General features: G+C 49.1%; 18 protein-coding genes and 1 other RNA gene. 9 read left to right on the top strand and 10 right to left on the bottom strand.

Features of this window, described 5'->3' with window-relative positions; translation table 11 throughout:
• Positions 1 to 142, bottom strand: a 142-nt coding sequence (locus CWI69_RS11680) for a transposase (protein WP_157984274.1), incomplete at its 3' end; no start/stop codon positions are given.
• Between the two features lie 266 nt (positions 143 to 408).
• Between CWI69_RS11680 and CWI69_RS11675 the strand changes: the two genes are divergently transcribed.
• From CWI69_RS11675 to CWI69_RS11660, 4 genes are all read left to right on the top strand, one after another.
• Positions 409 to 1,848, top strand: coding sequence for a hypothetical protein (locus CWI69_RS11675; protein ID WP_126764499.1), 1,440 nt, complete (start codon positions 409 to 411; stop codon positions 1,846 to 1,848).
• An 88-nt stretch (positions 1,849 to 1,936) separates the two neighbouring features.
• Positions 1,937 to 3,169, top strand: a complete 1,233-nt coding sequence (locus CWI69_RS11670; protein ID WP_126764498.1) for a Shedu immune nuclease family protein — start codon at positions 1,937 to 1,939, stop codon at positions 3,167 to 3,169.
• Between the two features lie 76 nt (positions 3,170 to 3,245).
• Positions 3,246 to 4,067: a hypothetical protein gene (locus tag CWI69_RS11665; RefSeq protein ID WP_157984273.1), complete on the top strand. Its 822-nt coding sequence runs from the start codon at positions 3,246 to 3,248 to the stop codon at positions 4,065 to 4,067.
• 60 nt (positions 4,068 to 4,127) lie between these two features.
• Positions 4,128 to 4,889: a hypothetical protein gene (locus CWI69_RS11660; RefSeq protein ID WP_126764496.1), complete on the top strand. Its 762-nt coding sequence runs from the start codon at positions 4,128 to 4,130 to the stop codon at positions 4,887 to 4,889.
• A 210-nt stretch (positions 4,890 to 5,099) separates the two neighbouring features.
• On the opposite strand, the gene CWI69_RS11655 is transcribed toward CWI69_RS11660, so the two are convergent.
• From CWI69_RS11655 to gcvT, 4 genes are all read right to left on the bottom strand, one after another.
• Positions 5,100 to 5,693, bottom strand: a complete 594-nt coding sequence (locus tag CWI69_RS11655) for a SprT-like domain-containing protein (RefSeq protein WP_126764495.1) — start codon at positions 5,691 to 5,693, stop codon at positions 5,100 to 5,102.
• Between the two features lie 157 nt (positions 5,694 to 5,850).
• On the bottom strand, positions 5,851 to 8,736 hold the full coding sequence (gcvP, locus tag CWI69_RS11650; protein ID WP_126764494.1) for an aminomethyl-transferring glycine dehydrogenase: 2,886 nt from the start codon (positions 8,734 to 8,736) through the stop codon (positions 5,851 to 5,853).
• Positions 8,737 to 8,829: 93 nt separating this feature from the next.
• Positions 8,830 to 9,219: a glycine cleavage system protein GcvH gene (gene gcvH, locus CWI69_RS11645; protein ID WP_126764493.1), complete on the bottom strand. Its 390-nt coding sequence runs from the start codon at positions 9,217 to 9,219 to the stop codon at positions 8,830 to 8,832.
• 37 nt (positions 9,220 to 9,256) lie between these two features.
• Positions 9,257 to 10,336, bottom strand: coding sequence for a glycine cleavage system aminomethyltransferase GcvT (gene gcvT, locus CWI69_RS11640; protein WP_126764492.1), 1,080 nt, complete (start codon positions 10,334 to 10,336; stop codon positions 9,257 to 9,259).
• Positions 10,337 to 10,484: 148 nt separating this feature from the next.
• Here gcvT and CWI69_RS11635 point away from each other — a divergent pair, with 148 nt between their 5' ends.
• Positions 10,485 to 11,354 (top strand): LysR family transcriptional regulator, encoded by an 870-nt coding sequence (locus tag CWI69_RS11635; protein ID WP_126764491.1) that lies wholly within the window; start codon positions 10,485 to 10,487, stop codon positions 11,352 to 11,354.
• Here CWI69_RS11635 and CWI69_RS11630 read toward each other — a convergent pair.
• The 4 genes from CWI69_RS11630 to CWI69_RS11615 are packed head-to-tail and all read right to left on the bottom strand — an operon-like array spanning position 11,335 to position 15,630.
• Positions 11,335 to 12,474, bottom strand: a complete 1,140-nt coding sequence (locus CWI69_RS11630) for an FAD-dependent oxidoreductase (protein ID WP_126764490.1) — start codon at positions 12,472 to 12,474, stop codon at positions 11,335 to 11,337. The genes CWI69_RS11635 and CWI69_RS11630 overlap by 20 nt on opposite strands.
• Complete coding sequence (ubiH, locus tag CWI69_RS11625) at positions 12,471 to 13,703, bottom strand: 2-octaprenyl-6-methoxyphenyl hydroxylase (protein WP_126764489.1); 1,233 nt, start codon at positions 13,701 to 13,703, stop codon at positions 12,471 to 12,473. Before ubiH ends, CWI69_RS11630 begins: the two co-directional genes overlap by 4 nt.
• The gene (gene pepP, locus CWI69_RS11620; RefSeq protein WP_198678950.1) at positions 13,685 to 15,016 is read right to left on the bottom strand and encodes a Xaa-Pro aminopeptidase; all 1,332 of its coding nucleotides are present in this window, start codon (positions 15,014 to 15,016) and stop codon (positions 13,685 to 13,687) included. Before pepP ends, ubiH begins: the two co-directional genes overlap by 19 nt.
• Before the next feature lie 11 nt (positions 15,017 to 15,027).
• Positions 15,028 to 15,630: a UPF0149 family protein gene (locus CWI69_RS11615; protein ID WP_126764487.1), complete on the bottom strand. Its 603-nt coding sequence runs from the start codon at positions 15,628 to 15,630 to the stop codon at positions 15,028 to 15,030.
• Between the two features lie 131 nt (positions 15,631 to 15,761).
• On the opposite strand from CWI69_RS11615, the gene CWI69_RS11610 reads away from it, so the two are divergent.
• Positions 15,762 to 16,070 carry a cell division protein ZapA gene (locus CWI69_RS11610; RefSeq protein WP_126764486.1) on the top strand — a complete coding sequence of 103 codons (309 nt, stop codon included), beginning with the start codon at positions 15,762 to 15,764 and terminating at the stop codon, positions 16,068 to 16,070.
• Positions 16,071 to 16,083: 13 nt separating this feature from the next.
• Positions 16,084 to 16,266: non-coding RNA, 6S RNA (gene ssrS / locus CWI69_RS11605), on the top strand.
• A gap of 19 nt (positions 16,267 to 16,285) precedes the next feature.
• On the opposite strand, the gene CWI69_RS11600 is transcribed toward ssrS, so the two are convergent.
• Entirely contained in the window at positions 16,286 to 17,845 is a 1,560-nt protein-coding gene (locus CWI69_RS11600) for an amidohydrolase family protein (protein WP_126764485.1), read from the bottom strand.
• 75 nt (positions 17,846 to 17,920) lie between these two features.
• Here CWI69_RS11600 and CWI69_RS11595 point away from each other — a divergent pair, with 75 nt between their 5' ends.
• Positions 17,921 to 18,508, top strand: a complete 588-nt coding sequence (locus CWI69_RS11595; protein WP_126764484.1) for a 5-formyltetrahydrofolate cyclo-ligase — start codon at positions 17,921 to 17,923, stop codon at positions 18,506 to 18,508.
• A 45-nt stretch (positions 18,509 to 18,553) separates the two neighbouring features.
• Positions 18,554 to 19,228, top strand: coding sequence for a ribose-5-phosphate isomerase RpiA (gene rpiA / locus CWI69_RS11590; RefSeq protein WP_126764483.1), 675 nt, complete (start codon positions 18,554 to 18,556; stop codon positions 19,226 to 19,228).

The raw sequence follows: 19,228 nt of genomic DNA, 5'->3' as shown, positions 1-19,228 counted from the left end.
CGTATTTAGCACGCCAGTCGTAAAGTGACTTTACGGAAATGCCCAGACGATCAGCGACGTCATAAACAGAGTGCCCGCGTTCGGTGACCTGCTTGACGGCTTCAACTTTAAATTCTTCGGTATACCGCTTGCCTTTGCTCATAAACACCTCTAGTTTTAGTTACATTGTAACTGTTAAAAGTGTCTAGCAAAGTCTGGGAAGTCCAAATTAAATTTTGAATTTGTGCGCACTTTAACGGTAACTAAGCACGTTCAAGTTGCATTAAGGTATTCTGAGCGTTTTAGGATCCGAGTTTGGTTAGCTCAGTAACTTAAGAGTCAACACCTACCAATCAAACAAGTTTCAAAGTGCGCAGACACAATATACAAGTGTTAAGTGCTTGTCCCAAAGTTATCAAGGATTCGAAAATGGGAAAAATTAAAAATCCAGCCACGATTTCAAGTGAATTCGGTATAGATGTTGCGGTTTTGGACAAGCTTGGGGTTGTAAATGTACTACTGAATACAGATACCTTGGTTTTTATAGACCCAATGTTATTGGAGGGAAGTGCTCACAAAGAGATTAGTGATGGTGCTTACCAATCATATAGAGATCGCTTTGAAAAAATCATCAAACTTTTATCCTTATCTAAAGCTGTAAATGATGTTCCATGGCGTAATGCAAAAAGACTTTTCCGTTTCTCAGAAATCAGCTGGACTTGTTTGGGCTACGGTACAACTGTTAAAGGATCTGGGTTTGGAAAGGATTTAATCTCAAGCACACTCGATACTGCTTCTCAGATTGTCTCGCTTGGCGTAGATGATATAGATCTTTTTATGGCTTTAGCTTTATTCGAGGAGGGTATCGGGCCTGATCGAATTAGCGATATGACCACAAACATTATTTTGCCGAATTTGATTTCTTTTTCTGAGCGAGTCAATCAAACACTTAAAGTACCTACTAAACAATTTAAGATCGGAGCCAATAACTATAACTTGGTAGTTAACCCGTACTCAGATCAACCATTAATCTTTGTACCAAAAGATATAGTGCGTGATTTACCAATTGCTTCCGATTGGAGTGATATATCGAGAGTTGTCAGGGAAAATGAAGACCTTAGAGAGCGGGTCAATGGTCACGTTGGTGAAATCTGGGCAACAATGACTAAAAAAGATAAACAGAGACTCAAAAAAGCTGCCCTCAGGAGTAAAGAAGCTTTCCAACAGGTTATGGATATGATTCGTGAGGTCGAACCCAAACCATATGACTTTAAAAGTGACAGAAACGGTGAGTCATTTTGGACTGAGTTACTGAAACAAATTCCCAAGGAATACCCCTACGACCTTTCTAATTATTCTGCTAGAAAACTAAGCGCAGATGAAGTTGTCGAGGTAGTTAATAAAATACTAGGTCAATTCCAAGATTTGATTGAAAACAAGGGCTTATGGAAAGAGCTTTGGGATGAAAATGGAAATCCCAGAAAGGAGAAAGCGTCACAAAGGCTTTTATTTGCTGTTGCTTATAGTTATTGCAAGGCTAACAATATTGATTTAACACCTGAAGCAGACTCCGGCAATGGGCCTGTAGACTTCAAGATCTCTCAGGGCTTTGACTCAAAATTGGTGGTCGAAGTTAAATTATCTAATAATAGCAGTCTGGTCCATGGCTATGAAAAGCAATTAGAAACTTATAAGAAAGCTGACGACACAGATTTAGGTGTATTTCTAATTATCGACATTGGCGGTATTGGGAAAAAATACAGTCGAGTACAGAAGATAAGGAATGACTTCATAAAAGAACATGGTAAAGCATCCGATATTTGGTACGTCGATGGAAATCAAAAAGCGTCTGCAAGCAAAAGAAACTAAAAAATCGCCGCACACGGAAAAAGTTACTCCCTGTGCTTCTAACTTTCAGTTCAGCAAGGTGTTAACTTCAAGAATAAGGTCATAGGCAATGGAACACGTTGAACCAAATTCTGAAGCCATTCATCGAGAAACAGACAAGAAGACTGAATGGCAGTATTTTGATGAAAACAGTAACCCTGTGCATCTAAGCAAAGTTGTCCACAAAGACAAACCTCTGATCTATATCTATCCATTTGGTTATAGTCGAGAGAGAGGTGTAACTAAGAAAAAGGTACATACAGTAGAGCTTAGGGGGTGGGAAAAAATAAAGAATATTCCTACATCTCTCAGATCCGGTTCCACCGTGAAGCTTACAGTAGGGAAACTGAAGCTGCTGATGAATTTCATATACCAGTCCTTTCCGGAAGTTGAGAAGGTAATAGTGGATAAAAACGGCAGTAGTCGTTTCTCAGCAAAGACTATCACCTTCAACTTCCAAGACCTTGAAAGAGTCTTGAAAGCTATCTCGAAAGAGACTAGGACCTATGAGACTAGAAAGAAAACCGCGATAGCAAATGAGTTGGCAAAGGTTACACAAAAAGTATCTCCCCGAACAACGAAGCTATCGAAAGGCGCACTTTCACATCATTTAAGCTTCTACTCCGATGACGTTAGCCTCTCTGAAGCAGATGTGGACGCAGTTTTATCGCTCATATCTCTTACTCCATCTCTAAATGTTTCGGTCACAGAGAATTTCATCCAAACAAAAGATAAAATAAATGTAGCTTATTTGGATGATGTTATTAAAAAATTTAAAGAGCTGATGAGAGTCAAAAATGACAACGAAAAGAACTGGCAGTCATTCTTTGAAAGTCATGGTTGGATATTGGCAAACATATTCCCTTTTCAAGTTGTTTTGAAAGGGCGTGAGGCATATGTCGGTGGGAAGACGATAGAGAATAAAGAAGGCAGAGTCGTTGATTTTCTATATCAAAATGGCTTTAAAGACAATTATGCATTATTGGAAATAAAAACGCATAACAAAACTCTAATTCGGAAAAAGCCATATCGTGCTCCGGATACGTTTTCGGCCCACGAAGACCTATCAGGTGCAATAAGTCAGTGTCTTGACCAAAAGAGCACGTTCTTGACCGATATGGGGCAAAAGTATAAGGCGCTTGATCCGAAAGTCATATTAGTTGTGGGTCAGAAATCCAACCTAGACGAAAACCAAGCCAGTTGTTTTGAACTTCTCCGGTCTAATCAAAAAAACGTAGATATCGTAACATTCGATGAATTACTCGAGAAGATTAAAGGCCTAAAAGATGTGTTGCAGACCTAACCATGTAGTTAAAAAGTTGCGACATTCGGACACACCACAGTGCGCTGATGCGCTCTGGCGTTAGTAAAGAGGCAGCATGTCAATTTGCGCTTATTGCGATAACGAATGCTCACCTTCGCGGGAGCATATAATTCCCGACTTCTTATACCGCTATCAAAAGGGAGATGGTGGACATATGGGGTGGAACGAGAGCGCCCAGAAGATCGTTAGTGGTGAAGCCAAAATAAAGGACGTTTGCAAACCATGCAACAATGGTCCTTTGAGCGATCTTGACAGCTACGGAAAGAGGTTTCTTACGAACGCTGGTGTTTTTATTGAAAACTTTCTATTAGAGAGAAGAACTGTTCAGTATGAATACTCCTCACTCTTACGATGGCTCTTGAAGATTTCCTTCAATTCTGCGCGAGCGTCCAGAAATAAGCCAAAAGTGTTAGAACGTTATAAGGCCTTTATCTTGAATGGTGAGGACGAAGCTCGAGTTCTCAACGAGGTTTTCCTATTTGCTGGCTTGGTAAAACCGGCTAGGTTCTCCAATAAAGAGGTGGAAGACTATTCCGATCAGCTACCCATTTCGGAAGATGGGTTATCAAATCCGTTCTTTGTAAGGTTATCTTGGGTCCCCGAATCCTCGAAAAGTTATATTATAAGATCTGTAGTTATCGGTGGGCTGGTTTTTCATTTGATGGTATTTGAAAGGGAACTGAAGATCGGCTTCAGACGTGTGCATTCAAGACGTTGGTTGAAAGCGAATAAAGGCATGAAGCTTATGAGTTCTTCTAAGAGTGTTATTACTCTGAACCAAACGAATAGAAGTTTTCTCGATTACATCAATATGCAGCTCATGCGGGAAAACCATTTTGAGGCTGCAAATAAGCTACTAACGAGAGGTCTCAAGTGACACCTGCGGCGCACTTGAACCAAGCGTTATTAAAACGTGGATTTGACTTAAGGGAACAGAATGGCCAAGAACATTAACTCCGCCTCACGGATTCTAAGCATCATTGATAGCGTTAAGGCGGAGAGTGATGCAACGCCCGCACATGACGTATGGGGCAAAGTATTCGATATTGAAAATGAAGATAAAAGCCGCAAGACATTTGCAATATCTCGCTGTCTAGCCGATCTTCATGACGAGGTCGAATCTGTTAGGTCAGAAATGAAGAAACTTGGCTATTCCGAAAACCTTTATAACACTACATTGAACAAGTGCAATACGCTTTTTGCAGTTCAGACTCTCATGTCAAAATGGCAATCGATGAAGCAGCAGATAACGCCAGAGGTTCCTGTAGCATTGGGCTTCTGCTCGGAGATATTACCCAACGAAGAGGACCTCATTGACAAAGATAGTCTTGACGACCTAAAAAGGATGGCAGCCGATCTAAGGGATACATTGTCTAGTTCAAAGCTACCCGACTACACGCGAAACATAATAGACAAGCATATTACCAAAATCGAAGAAGCATTAACCAAGTACAAGGCAGTGGGAGCGAAGGCGTTTGAAGAAGTGCTGCAATCAGCTTATGGCGAGGTAATTGCTAATGAAGAAGCATTCAAGGAAGCTAAAGGTAGTTCCGAGTTAGGGAAATTATCTGCGATGTGGCAAAAAACTAAATCTGCCCTCGACGGCGTAGTTGATGCAAACAAAAGGCTTGGAGCTATGGGAGGTATGGCCGAAAAAGGTCAGAAGGTTCTGGAGTTTTTGAGTAACCTAAATGTATAGCAAATCGCTCAACCCAACCACCTCCGGCGGCGGCTTAGCTCCGCGTTAAGAAGAGATGATATGACGCTAGAAGAATGGGAAAACAGAGTTTCGACATTTCGTGATAGCAACATGTTTTATTTTACGCCGGATTTCGGCATTCTTTTAGCTTTAGCTACACTAGTCCTTGATCTCTGGGGAGACCCGTCGGGCCTTACTGGTTGTTTCCGACTAAATCAAAAGTTCACATAAGCCCTCGACTGCCCGATCCTTGAAGCGTTCATCACCTTGCCGTAACAACTCAATAATCGAGCGCGGCCAATGCGTCAATTCGCTCTCTGTCAGCGATTTCTCATTAGAAACCTTTCTAATCTTGCCGTTTTCTCTGACAGACTTAAGAGGCTTACATAACCCGCTGATATCTACACCACATACGAATGGACTAGCTAGAGTAATTGACTCATACCAATTTTTACAACGGTGCGGCCCTCGCTTACTATTTGTTCCTCCAAGTGCCTTGAACTGATATAGGTGGCAAAATTCGTGTGCCAAGGTGAGCAGAATTTCCTTGTTATCCTTAGCTACTAATCCTCCTTTACTAGATTTACAAAGGTGATTAACCAATTCTATTGTATGAGATTCGGAGTTGTACCAGCCCGAGAAGCGATTGTATGCCGATTGTGCAGTAGTCATGACGATGGGAACCTCTGCATTTACTTTGTTATTAAATGCCTTTTCACAAAGCTCCTGTAGAAACCCATACATCAGGTCTCCCAAACTTTCTCCGTAGAAAAGATTGGCAGCATTTTTAAAATCTTGGATCATCTTGATAAGCCGAGATGTAGTATCATTAACCCATGATACTACATCATAAAAAAGCCCACGCAAGGTGGGCTTCACTTTTTAAACGACTTATTTACGATAAACGACTTATTTATTCCCATTAAACGACTTATTTCATGGAAACACTTCTGGCAAGTGCCTAGCGGTAACTTTCCACCGCCGGGCAGCTACACATCAGGTTGCGGTCGCCGTAAACATCGTCGATGCGGTTTACGCTTGGCCAGAACTTGTTCGCCGCCACTGCTGGCACCGGATATACCGCTGTCATACGATCGTACGGGCGATTCCATTCACTGTCAGTGATGTCTGCCAGAGTGTGCGGGGCATGGTGCAGTGGGTTGTTGTCCTGCGGCCAGTCGCCCTGCTCAATCTTGCGAGCTTCTTCACGGATACAGATCATCGCTTCGATAAAGCGATCAAGCTCAGTCTTCGACTCTGACTCAGTAGGCTCGACCATCAGAGTTCCGGCTACCGGGAAGCTCATGGTTGGCGAGTGGAAACCATAGTCCTGCAAACGCTTGGCGATATCCATTTCGGTAACATCACAGCTGTCTTTCAGTTGGCGCAGATCGATAATGCACTCGTGGGCAACGCGAGCGTTACGGCCTTTGTACAGGATCGGGTAATGACCACTGAGTTTCTTGGCAATGTAGTTGGCATTGAGGATGGCCACTTCTGTTGCTTCACGTAAACCGCGTGAGCCCATCATGACAATGTACATCCACGAGATCGGTAAAATGCTGGCACTACCAAAAGGTGCTGCTGAAACCGCGCCGTTGTCCAGGTTGGTACCGTGGATCGGCACTACACTGTGGTTCGGTAAGAAAGGTGCCAGGTGCTTTTTCACACCAATTGGACCCATACCAGGACCACCGCCGCCGTGCGGGATACAGAAAGTTTTGTGCAGGTTGAGGTGCGAAACATCAGCGCCGATATAACCAGGCGATGTGACACCCACTTGCGCATTCATGTTGGCGCCGTCGAGGTAAACCTGACCACCGTGTTCGTGCACCACGTCACAAATGGTACGGATACCTTCTTCGTAGACACCATGGGTCGATGGGTAGGTGACCATAATGCACGCCAGCTGCTCGCCGGCTTCTGCGGCTTTGGCTTTGAGGTCATCCATATCGACGTTGCCGTTTTTATCGCAATCGACAACCACAACTTTCATGCCCATCATCTGCGCTGTTGCCGGGTTCGTGCCGTGGGCTGAACTTGGGATCAAACAGATGTCACGATGCGACTCACCGCGGCTTGCGTGATATTTGTGGATTGCCAAGAGGCCTGCGTACTCACCCTGAGCACCTGAATTCGGTTGCAACGACATCGTATCGTAACCGGTGATATCAACTAACCAGTTTGACAGAGTCTGCAGCAGCTCATGATAACCGGCCGCCTGATTATCCGGGCAGAAAGGGTGCAGCTGACCAAACTCAGGCCAGGTGACCGGGATCATTTCTGCCGTTGCGTTCAGTTTCATGGTGCATGAACCCAGCGAAATCATGCTGTGATTCAGGCTCAGGTCTTTGTTTTCCAGCTTTTTAATGTAACGCAGCATTTCTGTTTCAGAATGATGCGTGTTGAACACTTCGTGTGTAAGAATTTCACTTTCACGGCGCAACTCCGCCGGAATGGAGTTGCTGTCGCCAGCACTTGCACGCGCATCAAGGGTCGCGATTTCAAGACCTTGGTCAGCGCCAAACAAAGCACTGAACAGAGTTTCGATATCCGCCTGGGTTTTGCCTTCGTCCAGACTCACACCAAACTGGTTGTTGCCGTCAACCCGCAGGTTAAAGCCATGCTCGACCGCACGGTCGATAATGTCTTGCTCGTTGCCCTCAAGCTTAAACGTCAGGGTGTCAAACCACTGAGAGTTGACCACTTCGACGCCTTTATCACGCAGACCCAGCGCCACGATATCGGTTAAACGATGAATACGCTCGGCAATGGTGCGCAGCCCCTGAGGACCGTGGTACACGGCATAAAATGAGGCCATATTGGCCAATAAAACCTGCGCCGTACAAATGTTGGAATTGGCTTTTTCGCGGCGGATATGCTGCTCGCGGGTTTGCATCGCCATACGTAACGCCAGGTTACCGCGGCTATCTTTTGATACGCCGATGATTCGGCCAGGCAGCGAACGCTTGAACTTGTCGCGGGTCGCAAAGAATGCTGCGTGCGGACCACCATAGCCCATGGGTACACCAAAGCGCTGGGCCGAGCCAAACACGATGTCGGCACCCATTTCGCCGGGTGATTTCAGCATCACCAGGCTCATGATATCGGCTGCGACCGCGACGATACCTTTTTCCGCCTGAATATCAGCGATCAGCTGTTCAATGTTGTGCAATTGACCAAAACGGTCAGGGTACTGCAACAAAGCACCAAACACATCATGCTCGGTCGCTTCACGCGCCGGTGCAACCACCACTTCAAAACCAAACATTTCTGCGCGGGTTTTTACCACGTCGATGGTCTGTGGGTAGACGTTGTCGGCAACAAAGAAGGTATTGGATTTGCTCTTGCTGACCCGCTTCGCCATCGCCATAGCTTCTGCAGCGGCAGTCGCTTCATCAAGTAATGATGCGCTGGCAAGTTCCAGGCCAGTCAGATCCATGGTCATTTGCTGGAAATTCAGAATAGCTTCCAGACGGCCCTGAGCAATCTCTGGCTGGTAAGGCGTGTAAGCCGTGTACCAACCCGGATTTTCCAGCACATTCCGTAAAATGACATTCGGCACCAGGGTGTCGTAATAGCCCATACCGATGTAAGAGGTCAGTACTTTGTTCTTACTGGCGATGGTCTTCAACTTCGCTAGCGCTTCGCGTTCAGAAAGAGGTTCACCAACTTGTAAGAACGGGTCACGCAAAATTGCACTGGGTACCGTGTCCCTGGTAAGTGCTTCGAGTGAATCGGCGCCGAGTTCTGCCAACATTTCGGCTTGCTCGTCGGCGCTTGGTCCAATGTGACGACCAATAAATTCACCATGATTCTCTAACTGCTTAAGCGTTGCTGTGGTCATTTACTTCTTGTCCCTTAATTCGGGTGGTACAGGGGAACAGGAAACACAAAACCCCGGTGACGTGAACCGGGGTTTGTGCATTCCATTGCCTAATTACTCTTCGTCGATAACGGCTTGATAGCCTTCGGCATCAAGCAGGCTTTCGACTTCACTTGGATCTTCTGCCTTAATCTTAAACAACCAACCGTCACCGTATGGATCACTGTTCACAGTTTCCGGTGAGTCTTCCAGCTCTTCATTGACGGCGGTGATTTCACCGGCGATAGGTGCGTAGATGTCTGATGCAGCTTTTACTGATTCAGCTACCGCAATGTCATCACCAGCGGCAACCGTAGCACCAACTTCTGGTAGTTCTACAAACACCATGTCGCCTAACAAATCTTGCGCATGCTCACTGATACCGATAGTAAAGATACCATCACCATCGTTGCGAACCCATTCGTGAGTTGCTGCGTATTTTAATTCTTTTGGGATTGAGCTCATGTTCTGATCCTCGGGTTAATTGTTCTGTTTGATCTGCTTAAACAAGGCTTTTGCCGTTACGGACGAAGCTTGGTTTTACCACGCTAACTGTAACGAATTTTTTGCGCATTTCCACTTCTGCAGTTTCACCTACCGATGAAGGAACGCGAGCCATGGCAATTGAAAAGCCCAGGGTCGGTGAGAAAGTACCCGAGGTAATAACACCCTCGCCGCCATCCACCACAACTTTCTGACCATGGCGCAGAACGCCTTTCTCACGCATTACCAGGCCGACAAGTTTGTTATGGCCTTCGGCTTTTTGTTTCTCAAGCGCATTACGACCGATAAACTTACGGTCTTCAGGCTCAAATGCAACGCTCCAGCCCATATTGGCTTCCAATGGCGTTGTATTTTCATCCATATCCTGGCCATACAAGTTCATACCTGCTTCTAAACGCAAAGTATCACGTGCGCCAAGGCCGCATGGCTGGACTCCCACGTTGAGTAGGTCATCCCAGACGGTTTCGGCAACATGATCTGGCAGAACTATTTCATAGCCAGCTTCACCAGTATAACCAGTGGTTGCGATAAACAAGTCGCCGACCTGTTGGGACATAAAAGGTTTCATACCATCAACCTTGCTGAACGCTTCGTCACCCAGCACCAGCTTAAGTTTTCCCGCTGCATTCGGGCCTTGCAATGCGATCATGGCAAACTGTGGCTGCTCAGCAATTTCCACTTCAAAGTCTTTCGCCACACTTTCGATCCAACCCAGATCGCGCTCACGCGTTGCTGAATTGACCACCAAACGATAGGACTCGTCGGTAAAGTAATAAACAATCAAATCATCAATGACGCCGCCTTTTTCGTTCAACATGCTGTTGTACTGAGCTTTACCTGGCACCGTCAACTTCGCTACATCGTTCGCCAACATATAACGTAGGAATTTTTTCGCTTCACTGCCAAGCACATCAACGATGGTCATGTGCGACACATCAAACACGCCTGAGTCTTTGCGCACCGCGTTATGTTCTTCAATCTGCGAGCCATAATTCAACGGCATTTCCCAGCCGTGAAAGTCGACCAGCTTGGCGCCAGCTTTTACGTGCGCATTATGTAAAGGGGTACGATTTGCCATGGCGTCGTCGTCCTGTTGTTTTGCTTAAAGTGGCGCCAATTATAAAACCCATCGGCGCTCGCAACAAATTAATATTCCTTATGCTATTATAATTTTTACTTATAGGATTTAAATAACTATTGGTTTTGTTAATAATTTAGGTGAATTCATGCAGCAATTGCCCCTGGATAGCTTACGCGCCTTTATCAGCGTTTATGAATTACAAAGCTTTACTGCCGCAGGCCAACAACTCGGTCGTTCGCAGCCGGCAATCAGTTTGCAGTTGCAGCGGCTTGAAGACATGCTTGGAGTACGACTTTACGCCCGCGCCGGAGGTCGTATTCAGCTGACACCAGCAGGCGCAGAGCTGATGGACGCGGCGCGCGCGATGCTGAATCTCAATGACCAGATCATTGCACGCTTAACCGAACCGGAACTCAGCGGCCGGGTGCGCTTAGGCATCACCAGTGAATTTGCCAGCAAATTATTACCCCAGGTGCTGGGTCAATTTGCGCAGGGTTACCCCAATGTCGCCCTTGAAGTCACCTCAGCGCTGAGTAAACAGCTGATAACAAAAGCGGATGACTTTGATGTCATCATTGCGCTTACCGAGCAAGGCGGTAAAGATGCCGCACAACTGGTAAATCCGGTGCAATGGCTGGAACTGCGCCAGGAACCACTGGTCTGGGTCGGTAATCAGGACAGCCACTTGCTGCCCTCGCCGCTACCTCTGGTAATGGCCCCCGATGGCTGCATCTACCGGCGCCGCGCGTTACGTGCACTGCGTCAAGCCGGAATCGCCTCGCGCATTACCTACACCAATACTGACTTTAGTGGCTTAACAGCAGCCATCGAAAGTGGATTGGGTATCACGGTGTTGGCGCAGAGCACTGTTCCCGCCGATCTGGAACGTCTGCATCGGGTCGCAGATAACGTGGGGTTACCAGAGTTAGGAGAGGTCGGTGTGATGTTATCAACACGCGCAGCAGAAAATTCCGCCGCGCAACAACTCGGGCAATTTATCCTAGAGCGGATTTAATCAGTGCGCGTTTTAACGGTGCGATCCGATCCGCTAAGCGTAAGCCAATGCCGCGCAGTAGCTTGGGCACCGGCCATGCGTTTCCGAAACCGCGTTTAAAGCTTTCCATAGTGGCAATCATCTGCACCGCAGCAACTTTGCGTTGACGTTCCCAGTGGCGCAGCTCCGCGCTGGTAAATTCGGTTGCGGTCACCGTTAGTAAATCATGCACATCGCCAAAGCCTAAATTGGCACCCTGCCCGGCCAGTGGATGAATACTGTGGGCGGCATCACCGATAAGTATTAATCGTTGTTGCAGCCAGCGCTTTGCATACTGCATGCGTAGTGGGAAGTAAGCACGGGTCGACGCCAGCTCCAACTGGCCTAAACACTGGTCACTCACCGCCTGCAGTTGCTTGATGAAATCACTGTCGTCAAGTTGTTGCAGCTGTTGCGCAAACTCGGTGTCGGCAGACCACACCAGCGAAACATGGTGGGGATCGGCTAACGGTAGCCAGGCCACCGGTCCGGTCGGCAGGAATACCTGCCGCGCACAGCCATTATGGGGCTGGCTGCAGCGAATGACGGCAACACAGCCTTGCTGTTGGTAATCCCAGAACGTCAGCGGCAGTCCTGCCGCTTGTCGTAGCGGTGAGTTGACGCCATCGGCCGCCACCAAATAATCACCGCGGATGCGTTGCCCGCCAGCTTCCACCGAGACTTCATCGGTACTGACCTTGTGGTTTTGCACTGCGGTTTGCGCGAGCAACTCTACCCCGGCGTCAGCGGCCGCTTGCCAGAGGTGGGTTTCCAGCACACGGTTTTCGATAATCGCACCAAGATCCGTCTGGTTTACTTCGTTGGCGGCAAAAGCGATGCGGCCAAAACTGTCGTGATCCCAGACTTCCATGGCTGTGTAGGGACCAAGTCGTTCAGCCGGCAAATTCTGCCAAACGCCCAACTCAGTTAATAGCGCACGACTATGATGCGCAATCGCGCTCACGCGTAGCTCAGTTTCGTCGCTGTAACTCGGTGCGTCGCCTTGCTCAACCAGAGTGACACGATGACCCTGCCGGCGTAAGCCAAGTGCACTGGCTAACCCAATCATGCCACCGCCAACTACAATAAAGTGCTGTGTCATCTGCGTTCTCCGTTAGCCAAATGCTTAGCAAAATCTTTAGCTAAATGGGTCAGCCCCATGGTTTGTCGTGCAAATCTGTTGCGTAGCGGCGGCAGCACATCCAGACCCAGCAACGCAAGGTTGCGCAGATGATTCATCGGCCAGTGATGATTAGAAAAACCCCGCACCAGCAGATCCGTCAGTCCAATAATTTGTTGATAATCGCCTTTACGCTGCTGCCAGTAATCCGCCAGCGTCACATAAGCGCCCGGGTCATCCGCCAATGCCAGCTGATCGCTAAGGGCAATGGCATCACGGACCCCAAGGTTAAACCCCTGTCCGGCAATAGGATGTAAGGTGTGTGAGGCATTGCCGATAATCACTGCACGGTGGGCAATACTGCGTTCGGCAAGATGCAGCTGCAGTGGAAATTGCAAGCGTTCGCCAATGCCGGTAAAACGCCCCGCCCGGTAGCCAAAAGCTTGTTGTACAGACTGCAAGAATTGCTCGTCGGTCATCGCCAGGGTGTCCGCGGCGTGATCTTCGCTCACTGACCATACCAACGAAGCTTGTTTATTCGGGAGGGGGAGCAACGCTATCGGCCCGGTTTCGGTGAAACGCTCATAGGCCCAGCCGTCTAACGGTTCTGCCAGCTGCAATGTGGCAATAATACCGACCTGCTGGTAGTCCGTAAGCTGCATGGCTATGCCTAATGCTTCGCGGACAAAGGAACGTTGGCCGTCAGCACCGACCAGCAGCTGGCACTGTAACTGCTCCGTTGCAGCATTGGGATCCGTGGTCGAAGCAACCGTCACTATCGCAGCTTCAGTAGTCTGTTCAATAGCTGTGACGCGCGCACCGCCACGCCAGTCAATGTTCGGTAAATCCTGCAGGCGCTGATAGAGTGCGCGATTTAACGCTGCGGCCGGTACCACCTGACCAAGCGCGTCGACGCCTTCATCTTCCGCATGCAAACGGGTTACCCCAAGGTAACCGCGATCACTGACATGAATATGTTCGATGGCTTCGCTTTCCGATGCCAATAGCGACCAGAGTCCGTGTTGCTGGAGCAACTCGACGGTCGCTGCCGCGAGCGCAATGGTACGCTTGTCACGTACCGGCCCATCAGCATTGGGCTCAATTATAACGATGCTCAGATCAGGACGCCGCTGCGCCAATAACAGCGCACTTAGTGAGCCTACCAGGCCACCACCGGCAATGATAATGGAAGTTAGCTTGCCTGCATCCACGCTTCGATCTCTGCTACAGTTTTGGGTACATCTGCGGTCATATTTTCATAGCCTGATTCGGTGATGATCACGTCGTCTTCAATACGAATACCTATGCCGCGCCACTTTGGTTCAACATCCTGCGCATCTGCCGGAATATAAATACCGGGCTCAACGGTCAACACCATGCCAGGTTTAAATGCTGTGCTTTTCTTACCCTGTTGAGAGCCATCCTGTTGGTAATCACCCACATCATGGACATCCAAACCGAGCCAGTGACCCAAGCCATGAATAAAGAACCGCCGATAACTGCCTTGTTCCATATGCTCTTTTGCGTCGCCCTGCAAGATACCCAGATCGACCAACCCTCTGGTGATTTCTTCCGCTGCGGCTTCATGGGCGCGTTGCAAATTGCTACCCGGCTTGAGGGTGGCAAATGCTGCATCCTGTGCTCGTAAAACAATCTCATAAAGTTGCCGTTGGTTGTCACTGAACTTGCCGTTAACCGGAAAAGTACGGGTAATATCGGCCGCATAGCCCTGGTATTCAGCGCCAGCATCAATCAACAATAAATCGCCATCGCGCAGCTGCGATTGGTTTTCCGTGTAATGCAAAATACAGGCATTTTCACCGCTGCCACAAATAGTGCCATAAGCTGGTCCACTGGCACCATTAAAGGCAAACTCATGATGAAGTTCAGCGGCAACCTGGTATTCGTAGTGACCGGGAGCAGTAAAGCGCATCGCACGTTTATGTGCTGCAACGGTAATGCGCGCAGCTTCACGCATCACCTCAAGTTCAGCCGCTGACTTCAGCAGCCGCGCTTCGTGCAGCCAGGGCGCGATATCAACATACGCACGCGGTGCTTGTTGACCTTTTTTTCTGCTTTGCCGGAGCTGATCACTGAGCTCTTGTACGTGGGCCAGCCACTCTGATTTGCCATGGTCAATCATCACCGTATGCACCCCATCAAGTAGCGGTAGCAGGTGGTCATCAAGATCATCAATCGCATGTGCCACATCAACGCCTAATTCGGCGACCGCAAGAGCAACGCCAAGTCGGCGACCGTGCCAGACTTCTGCGTGGGGATCCGATGGCTGACAATACAATTGCACAGGCATATCGCTATCAGGTGCCAGCACCAGCACGGCATCGGGTTCGTTAAAACCGGTCAGATAGAAAAAGTCACTGTCCTGGCGAAACGGAAATTCGGTATCGCGACTGCGGGTCGCCAGCTGCGCTCCCGGAATAATCGCTACCGTTGAATGGGGTTGAGCGGCCAGGCGCTTTAACAGACGTGCCCGGCGTTGGGCGAATTCATCGTTGTTCAGCATCACAGTCATTGTTAGTGCAGCGTCTTGTTCGTTTTACAGCCGGCGCCACCGTTCTGGCCCAGCTCATTAAAGCAGAGCATCGCCGAGATCCGCAGATATTCCATGATTTCAAAGTATGCCCGCTCGGCTTCTTCGTCATCATCAACAGCGATATCGAGTTTTGCGATTTCAACCATGTCGTCTATGGCTTCACGCAGATCCTCTGAGAGTCCGGCAAGGTTGGTCTGATTCACGCCAAAGCCCACCAGGAAGGATTGCACCCAGGCAGTGAGCGCTTGTAAACGCTCATGTAAGGGTTCGTGATCCCCTGGCAACAACAACTGAAAGCCAAGATCAGGGTCGCGCAGACTGGCGCATAACTCAGCGGCCATCAGGCTCACCTGCTCGCGTACGTCCGGCGGGAACGAATTCCCCTCATTGATGAGATCGCTCAGCAGCAGCAGCCATTCGTCGCCTTCAACGCCGGCTCCGCCGGCAATCATGCCGGTCAGTAGTCCATGAACCTCGGCTGCGCTCGATAACAGGCCGTGGCGCTCGAAGAACTCAGTAAGGCGGTCGTAGGCTTGAGAGCTGCTCTCCAGTTCCGCCGGTTGATCAGAATTTGAATCAGTCATGCAGGTCTATCTCTTGCTTTTTGATAACTTGCATCCTACCACTGCGCAGCCGTTCAGGCTAGCTGACAACCCCCCTCAAGGCATGGCATAATGCACACAAATGCAATATCAACCAGCAAGGAACCTTGGTCATGAGTCAGCGCACCATGGACATCAATTTGATGGAACGTCGCTACAAAGTGAATTGTCCGGAAGGACAAGAGGTTGCATTGCAGCAAGCTGCGGATAAGTTGAATCAGAAGCTAGAGCACATCAAACAAGTGACGCGGTTAAGTCATCCTGAACAGATCGCGGTGATGGCAGCGTTAAACTTGTGCCACGAAAGTGCGCAACTTGAACTCTCGCAACGGAAACGCATCGAAGAGCTGGAAGAAAAAGTTAAGTTACTGCAAGAAACCCTGGAGCAGGTTGCTACGGAACAACGTCCAGGGCGCAAGTAACGTCAACAGTTATGATCGCCTGGGATGTTCGCCAGCACGCCAATGTCCCTGAGCCGATGTCATCAGTACAGGGGCTCACTGAGCGGCTATTGAGCAAGCTCGACATGTATCGAGAAGCCTACGGCCGTGTATTTGCGCCCCGCCTTGAACCAGTGGGTTCAAGGGCCAAGGCACGCAGCGGCATCCCGGGTGATCACCCCTTTCCTTAACGATCCTTATTGCTCTTGTTTGGCCTTTTCGACGATTTTACTGACATCGTCTAAAAGCTCCTGGGCATCGTAAACAATACCGTCTTTAATGGTGTAGCGAACACCTTCAGTGCGCATCGGCTGGTTATTCTCATCGAGTTTAAAATGACCTGTGCCGTAAAGTACTTTGAAGTTGGCTAATGGATTTTCCGCTACAACCACCAAATCAGCTTTTTTACCCGGTACTACACTGCCAATTTCATGTTCCAGACCTAGCGCTTCTGCGCCATTTAAAGTGGCTGCCTGAATCACTTCCAGGGCATTGAATCCCGCTTCACGTAGCAATTCAAACTCGCGAATTAAACCAAAGCCATAAATCTTGTAGATGTAACCCGCGTCCGAGCCTGTGGTAATGCGACCACCGTGGTTTTTAAAGTCATTCAGGAAGGCCATCCATTTCTGGTAATTCTTGCGCCATGCGACTTCTTCGTCCGTGGTCCAGTCAAACCAATAGGAACCATGAGCATAACGGCTTGGCTCAAAGAAATCCCACAGCTGTGGCAGGGTGTAATCATCATGCCAGATCGCCTGACGCTCGCGCATTAAATCGCGGCTGGCTTCATAAATCGTCAATGTTGGGTTAATGGTAAAATCGAGCGCGATCAGTTCATCACGAACCTCATTCCACTTGTCACTACCTGGCTCAGCCGCTTGTTGCCACAAGCGACCAGCTTCGGCAAAACGATCCTGCTCGTTATTGTAATTGTAATCAGCCGGATAATCCTGAATCACCTGGCCAGTGAACATAGCTTCTGGCAGGCCGTACCAGTGTTCCATGCTATCAAGACCCATACGGGCGGAATCCACCACGTTGGTTCGCACGACATTGAGCTGGGCATGATGCATCATAGTGCCTAAGCCTTGCTTGTCGGCTTCATCTAAAGCTGCGGCAATGATTTCTGGGCGCGCGCCAAAGAACTTGATGCCCTTGGCACCTGCACGTTTGGTATCCCGCACCCACTCACGCGCCTGTTCCGCATTGAAAATAGGCTCGTCTGAGTTCATACCAAAACCTAAGTAAGGAATGATGCGCGGCGCTACAATAGCGTTGTCCGCAGCTTGTTGCTCGTGCCAGGTGGTCCATTCCAGACCATTGAAACTGCCCGGTTCACGCACCGTGGTGATGCCGTGGGCCAGCCACAGCTTCAATACGTACTCAGCCGGAATGCCTTCCGCAGAACCGCCGATATGACCATGCATGTCAATAAAGCCCGGCAGTACATAATGCCCGGTTAGATCCATTTCTTTATCGCCTTCGCGCAACTCTGGCCGATTGCCGGGCAACACAGGCACCCCGGGGTTTCCAACGCTAACCACGTTAGTGATGCGATCATTCTCAATCACGATATCGACCGGTCCCTGCATCGGTGCGCCTTCACCGTTGATCAGGTTTACCCCGCGCAGGATCAAGCGTTCATAAGGACCCTCGCCCTGGTCGCCACGCGGCGGAGCCTTAGGCGGAGCTGCAAATACTTGTGCGCTCAGCACCAGGCTGAGCACTGCCATAGTCAGTAGCCGTTTAATCATGATATAAAGTGCCTTCTTAAATAGAAAACGCATACCTAGCGATGCGTTGTAAGATTTCTCAAGAATACCAGCGACATGAACCGACAGCAATTGCGAAAATCACTGCTTGCGCAGCGTCAGGCACTCTCACCGCAGCAGCGCGAAGATGCGGCGCTGCAAGTGCTGACACATCTGCAGCAGTTACCTGAGCTTGAGCATGCCTGCAATATCGGCAGTTATCATAGTGTGCGGGCCGAACTACCGACCGCACAATTGAATAAGGCGTTGCAGGCACAGGGACACCAACTGGCACTGCCCGTCCTGCATCCGGTCAGACCTAACCATCTGTTATTTCTGCGGGTCAGTGAGACGACGGTTTGGCGGCCTAATATTTATGGTATTCCGGAGCCTGTGCTGGCCTGCACTGATATCCTTCCCCTCGCACAACTGCAAATCCTGCTGGTCCCTTTAGTTGGCTTCGATCTGGAGGGGAATCGTTTGGGTATGGGTGGCGGTTTTTATGATCGTACCCTCGCGGCCTGGCATGCGGGTCGGTTGCCCCACCTGCAGCCCATTGGTTTAGCCTTTGATTGCCAACAGGTCGAGGTGCTGCCTCATGCTGCCTGGGATGTGCCACTGCCGCGGGTGATCACACCAGCGAAACTATGGGACTTTCGCAACTAAAACTGTATACTCAAAAGCCATAGCCCACTGATTCAGGACGCAGGCATGGCAACCTCTCAAGAACAACTCAAGCAGCAAGCAGCGCAAGCAGCATTCGACTACGTCAAAGAGCACTTCAAACCCGGCTCAGTGATCGGTGTTGGCACCGGTTCCACGGTAAACTTTTTCATCGATTTACTCGCCGAAATGAAGCATGACATTGAAGCAGCAGTTTCCAGCTCTGAAGCTTCAACTGAACGGCTTAAATCACACGGTATCCGCGTGGTTGACCTCAATTCAGTGAGCGAGTTGCCGTTGTATATTGATGGTGCTGATGAAATCGACAGCCACATGCGCATGGTCAAAGGCGGTGGTGCAGCACTGACGCGCGAAAAGATCATTGCCGCGGTCGCTCAAACCTTTGTTTGTATCGTTGATAAATCGAAGCAGGTCGGCCGGTTGGGTAATTTCCCGGTGCCGGTAGAAGTTATCCCTATGGCACGCTCATATGTCGGACGGCAAATTGTCAGGCTCGGCGGTGATCCCGTCTGGCGCGAAGGGGTTGTTACCGACAACGGCAACTGGATACTCGACGTGCATAACTTCGATATTCTCGACCCGATTCATCTTGAGCAACAGCTCAATAATATTGTTGGCGTTGTCACCAATGGCCTGTTCGCCCAGCGTGGCGCAGATCTTGCCCTCATTGCCAGTGCAGATGGCATTCAAACCCTGAAGTGA

Source organism: Pseudidiomarina halophila (assembly GCF_003987215.1).
Classification (GTDB): domain Bacteria; phylum Pseudomonadota; class Gammaproteobacteria; order Enterobacterales; family Alteromonadaceae; genus Pseudidiomarina; species Pseudidiomarina halophila.
The sequence above is the reverse complement of the archived record's forward strand: the minus strand, read 5'-3'. Positions and strand labels throughout refer to the sequence as shown.

Excerpts from the sequence above, each read along its gene's own strand:
- CWI69_RS11675 (WP_126764499.1), top strand. The coding sequence starts at position 409 with ATGGGAAAAATTAAAAATCCAGCCACGATTTCAAGTGAATTCGGTATA.
- CWI69_RS11670 (WP_126764498.1), top strand. The coding sequence starts at position 1,937 with ATGGAACACGTTGAACCAAATTCTGAAGCCATTCATCGAGAAACAGAC.
- CWI69_RS11665 (WP_157984273.1), top strand. The coding sequence starts at position 3,246 with ATGTCAATTTGCGCTTATTGCGATAACGAATGCTCACCTTCGCGGGAG.
- CWI69_RS11660 (WP_126764496.1), top strand. The coding sequence starts at position 4,128 with ATGGCCAAGAACATTAACTCCGCCTCACGGATTCTAAGCATCATTGAT.
- CWI69_RS11655 (WP_126764495.1), bottom strand. The coding sequence starts at position 5,693 with ATGATCCAAGATTTTAAAAATGCTGCCAATCTTTTCTACGGAGAAAGT.
- gcvP (WP_126764494.1), bottom strand. The coding sequence starts at position 8,736 with ATGACCACAGCAACGCTTAAGCAGTTAGAGAATCATGGTGAATTTATT.
- gcvH (WP_126764493.1), bottom strand. The coding sequence starts at position 9,219 with ATGAGCTCAATCCCAAAAGAATTAAAATACGCAGCAACTCACGAATGG.
- gcvT (WP_126764492.1), bottom strand. The coding sequence starts at position 10,336 with ATGGCAAATCGTACCCCTTTACATAATGCGCACGTAAAAGCTGGCGCC.
- CWI69_RS11635 (WP_126764491.1), top strand. The coding sequence starts at position 10,485 with ATGCAGCAATTGCCCCTGGATAGCTTACGCGCCTTTATCAGCGTTTAT.
- CWI69_RS11630 (WP_126764490.1), bottom strand. The coding sequence starts at position 12,474 with ATGACACAGCACTTTATTGTAGTTGGCGGTGGCATGATTGGGTTAGCC.
- pepP (WP_198678950.1), bottom strand. The coding sequence starts at position 15,016 with ATGCTGAACAACGATGAATTCGCCCAACGCCGGGCACGTCTGTTAAAG.
- CWI69_RS11615 (WP_126764487.1), bottom strand. The coding sequence starts at position 15,630 with ATGACTGATTCAAATTCTGATCAACCGGCGGAACTGGAGAGCAGCTCT.
- CWI69_RS11610 (WP_126764486.1), top strand. The coding sequence starts at position 15,762 with ATGAGTCAGCGCACCATGGACATCAATTTGATGGAACGTCGCTACAAA.
- CWI69_RS11600 (WP_126764485.1), bottom strand. The coding sequence starts at position 17,845 with ATGATTAAACGGCTACTGACTATGGCAGTGCTCAGCCTGGTGCTGAGC.
- CWI69_RS11595 (WP_126764484.1), top strand. The coding sequence starts at position 17,921 with ATGAACCGACAGCAATTGCGAAAATCACTGCTTGCGCAGCGTCAGGCA.
- rpiA (WP_126764483.1), top strand. The coding sequence starts at position 18,554 with ATGGCAACCTCTCAAGAACAACTCAAGCAGCAAGCAGCGCAAGCAGCA.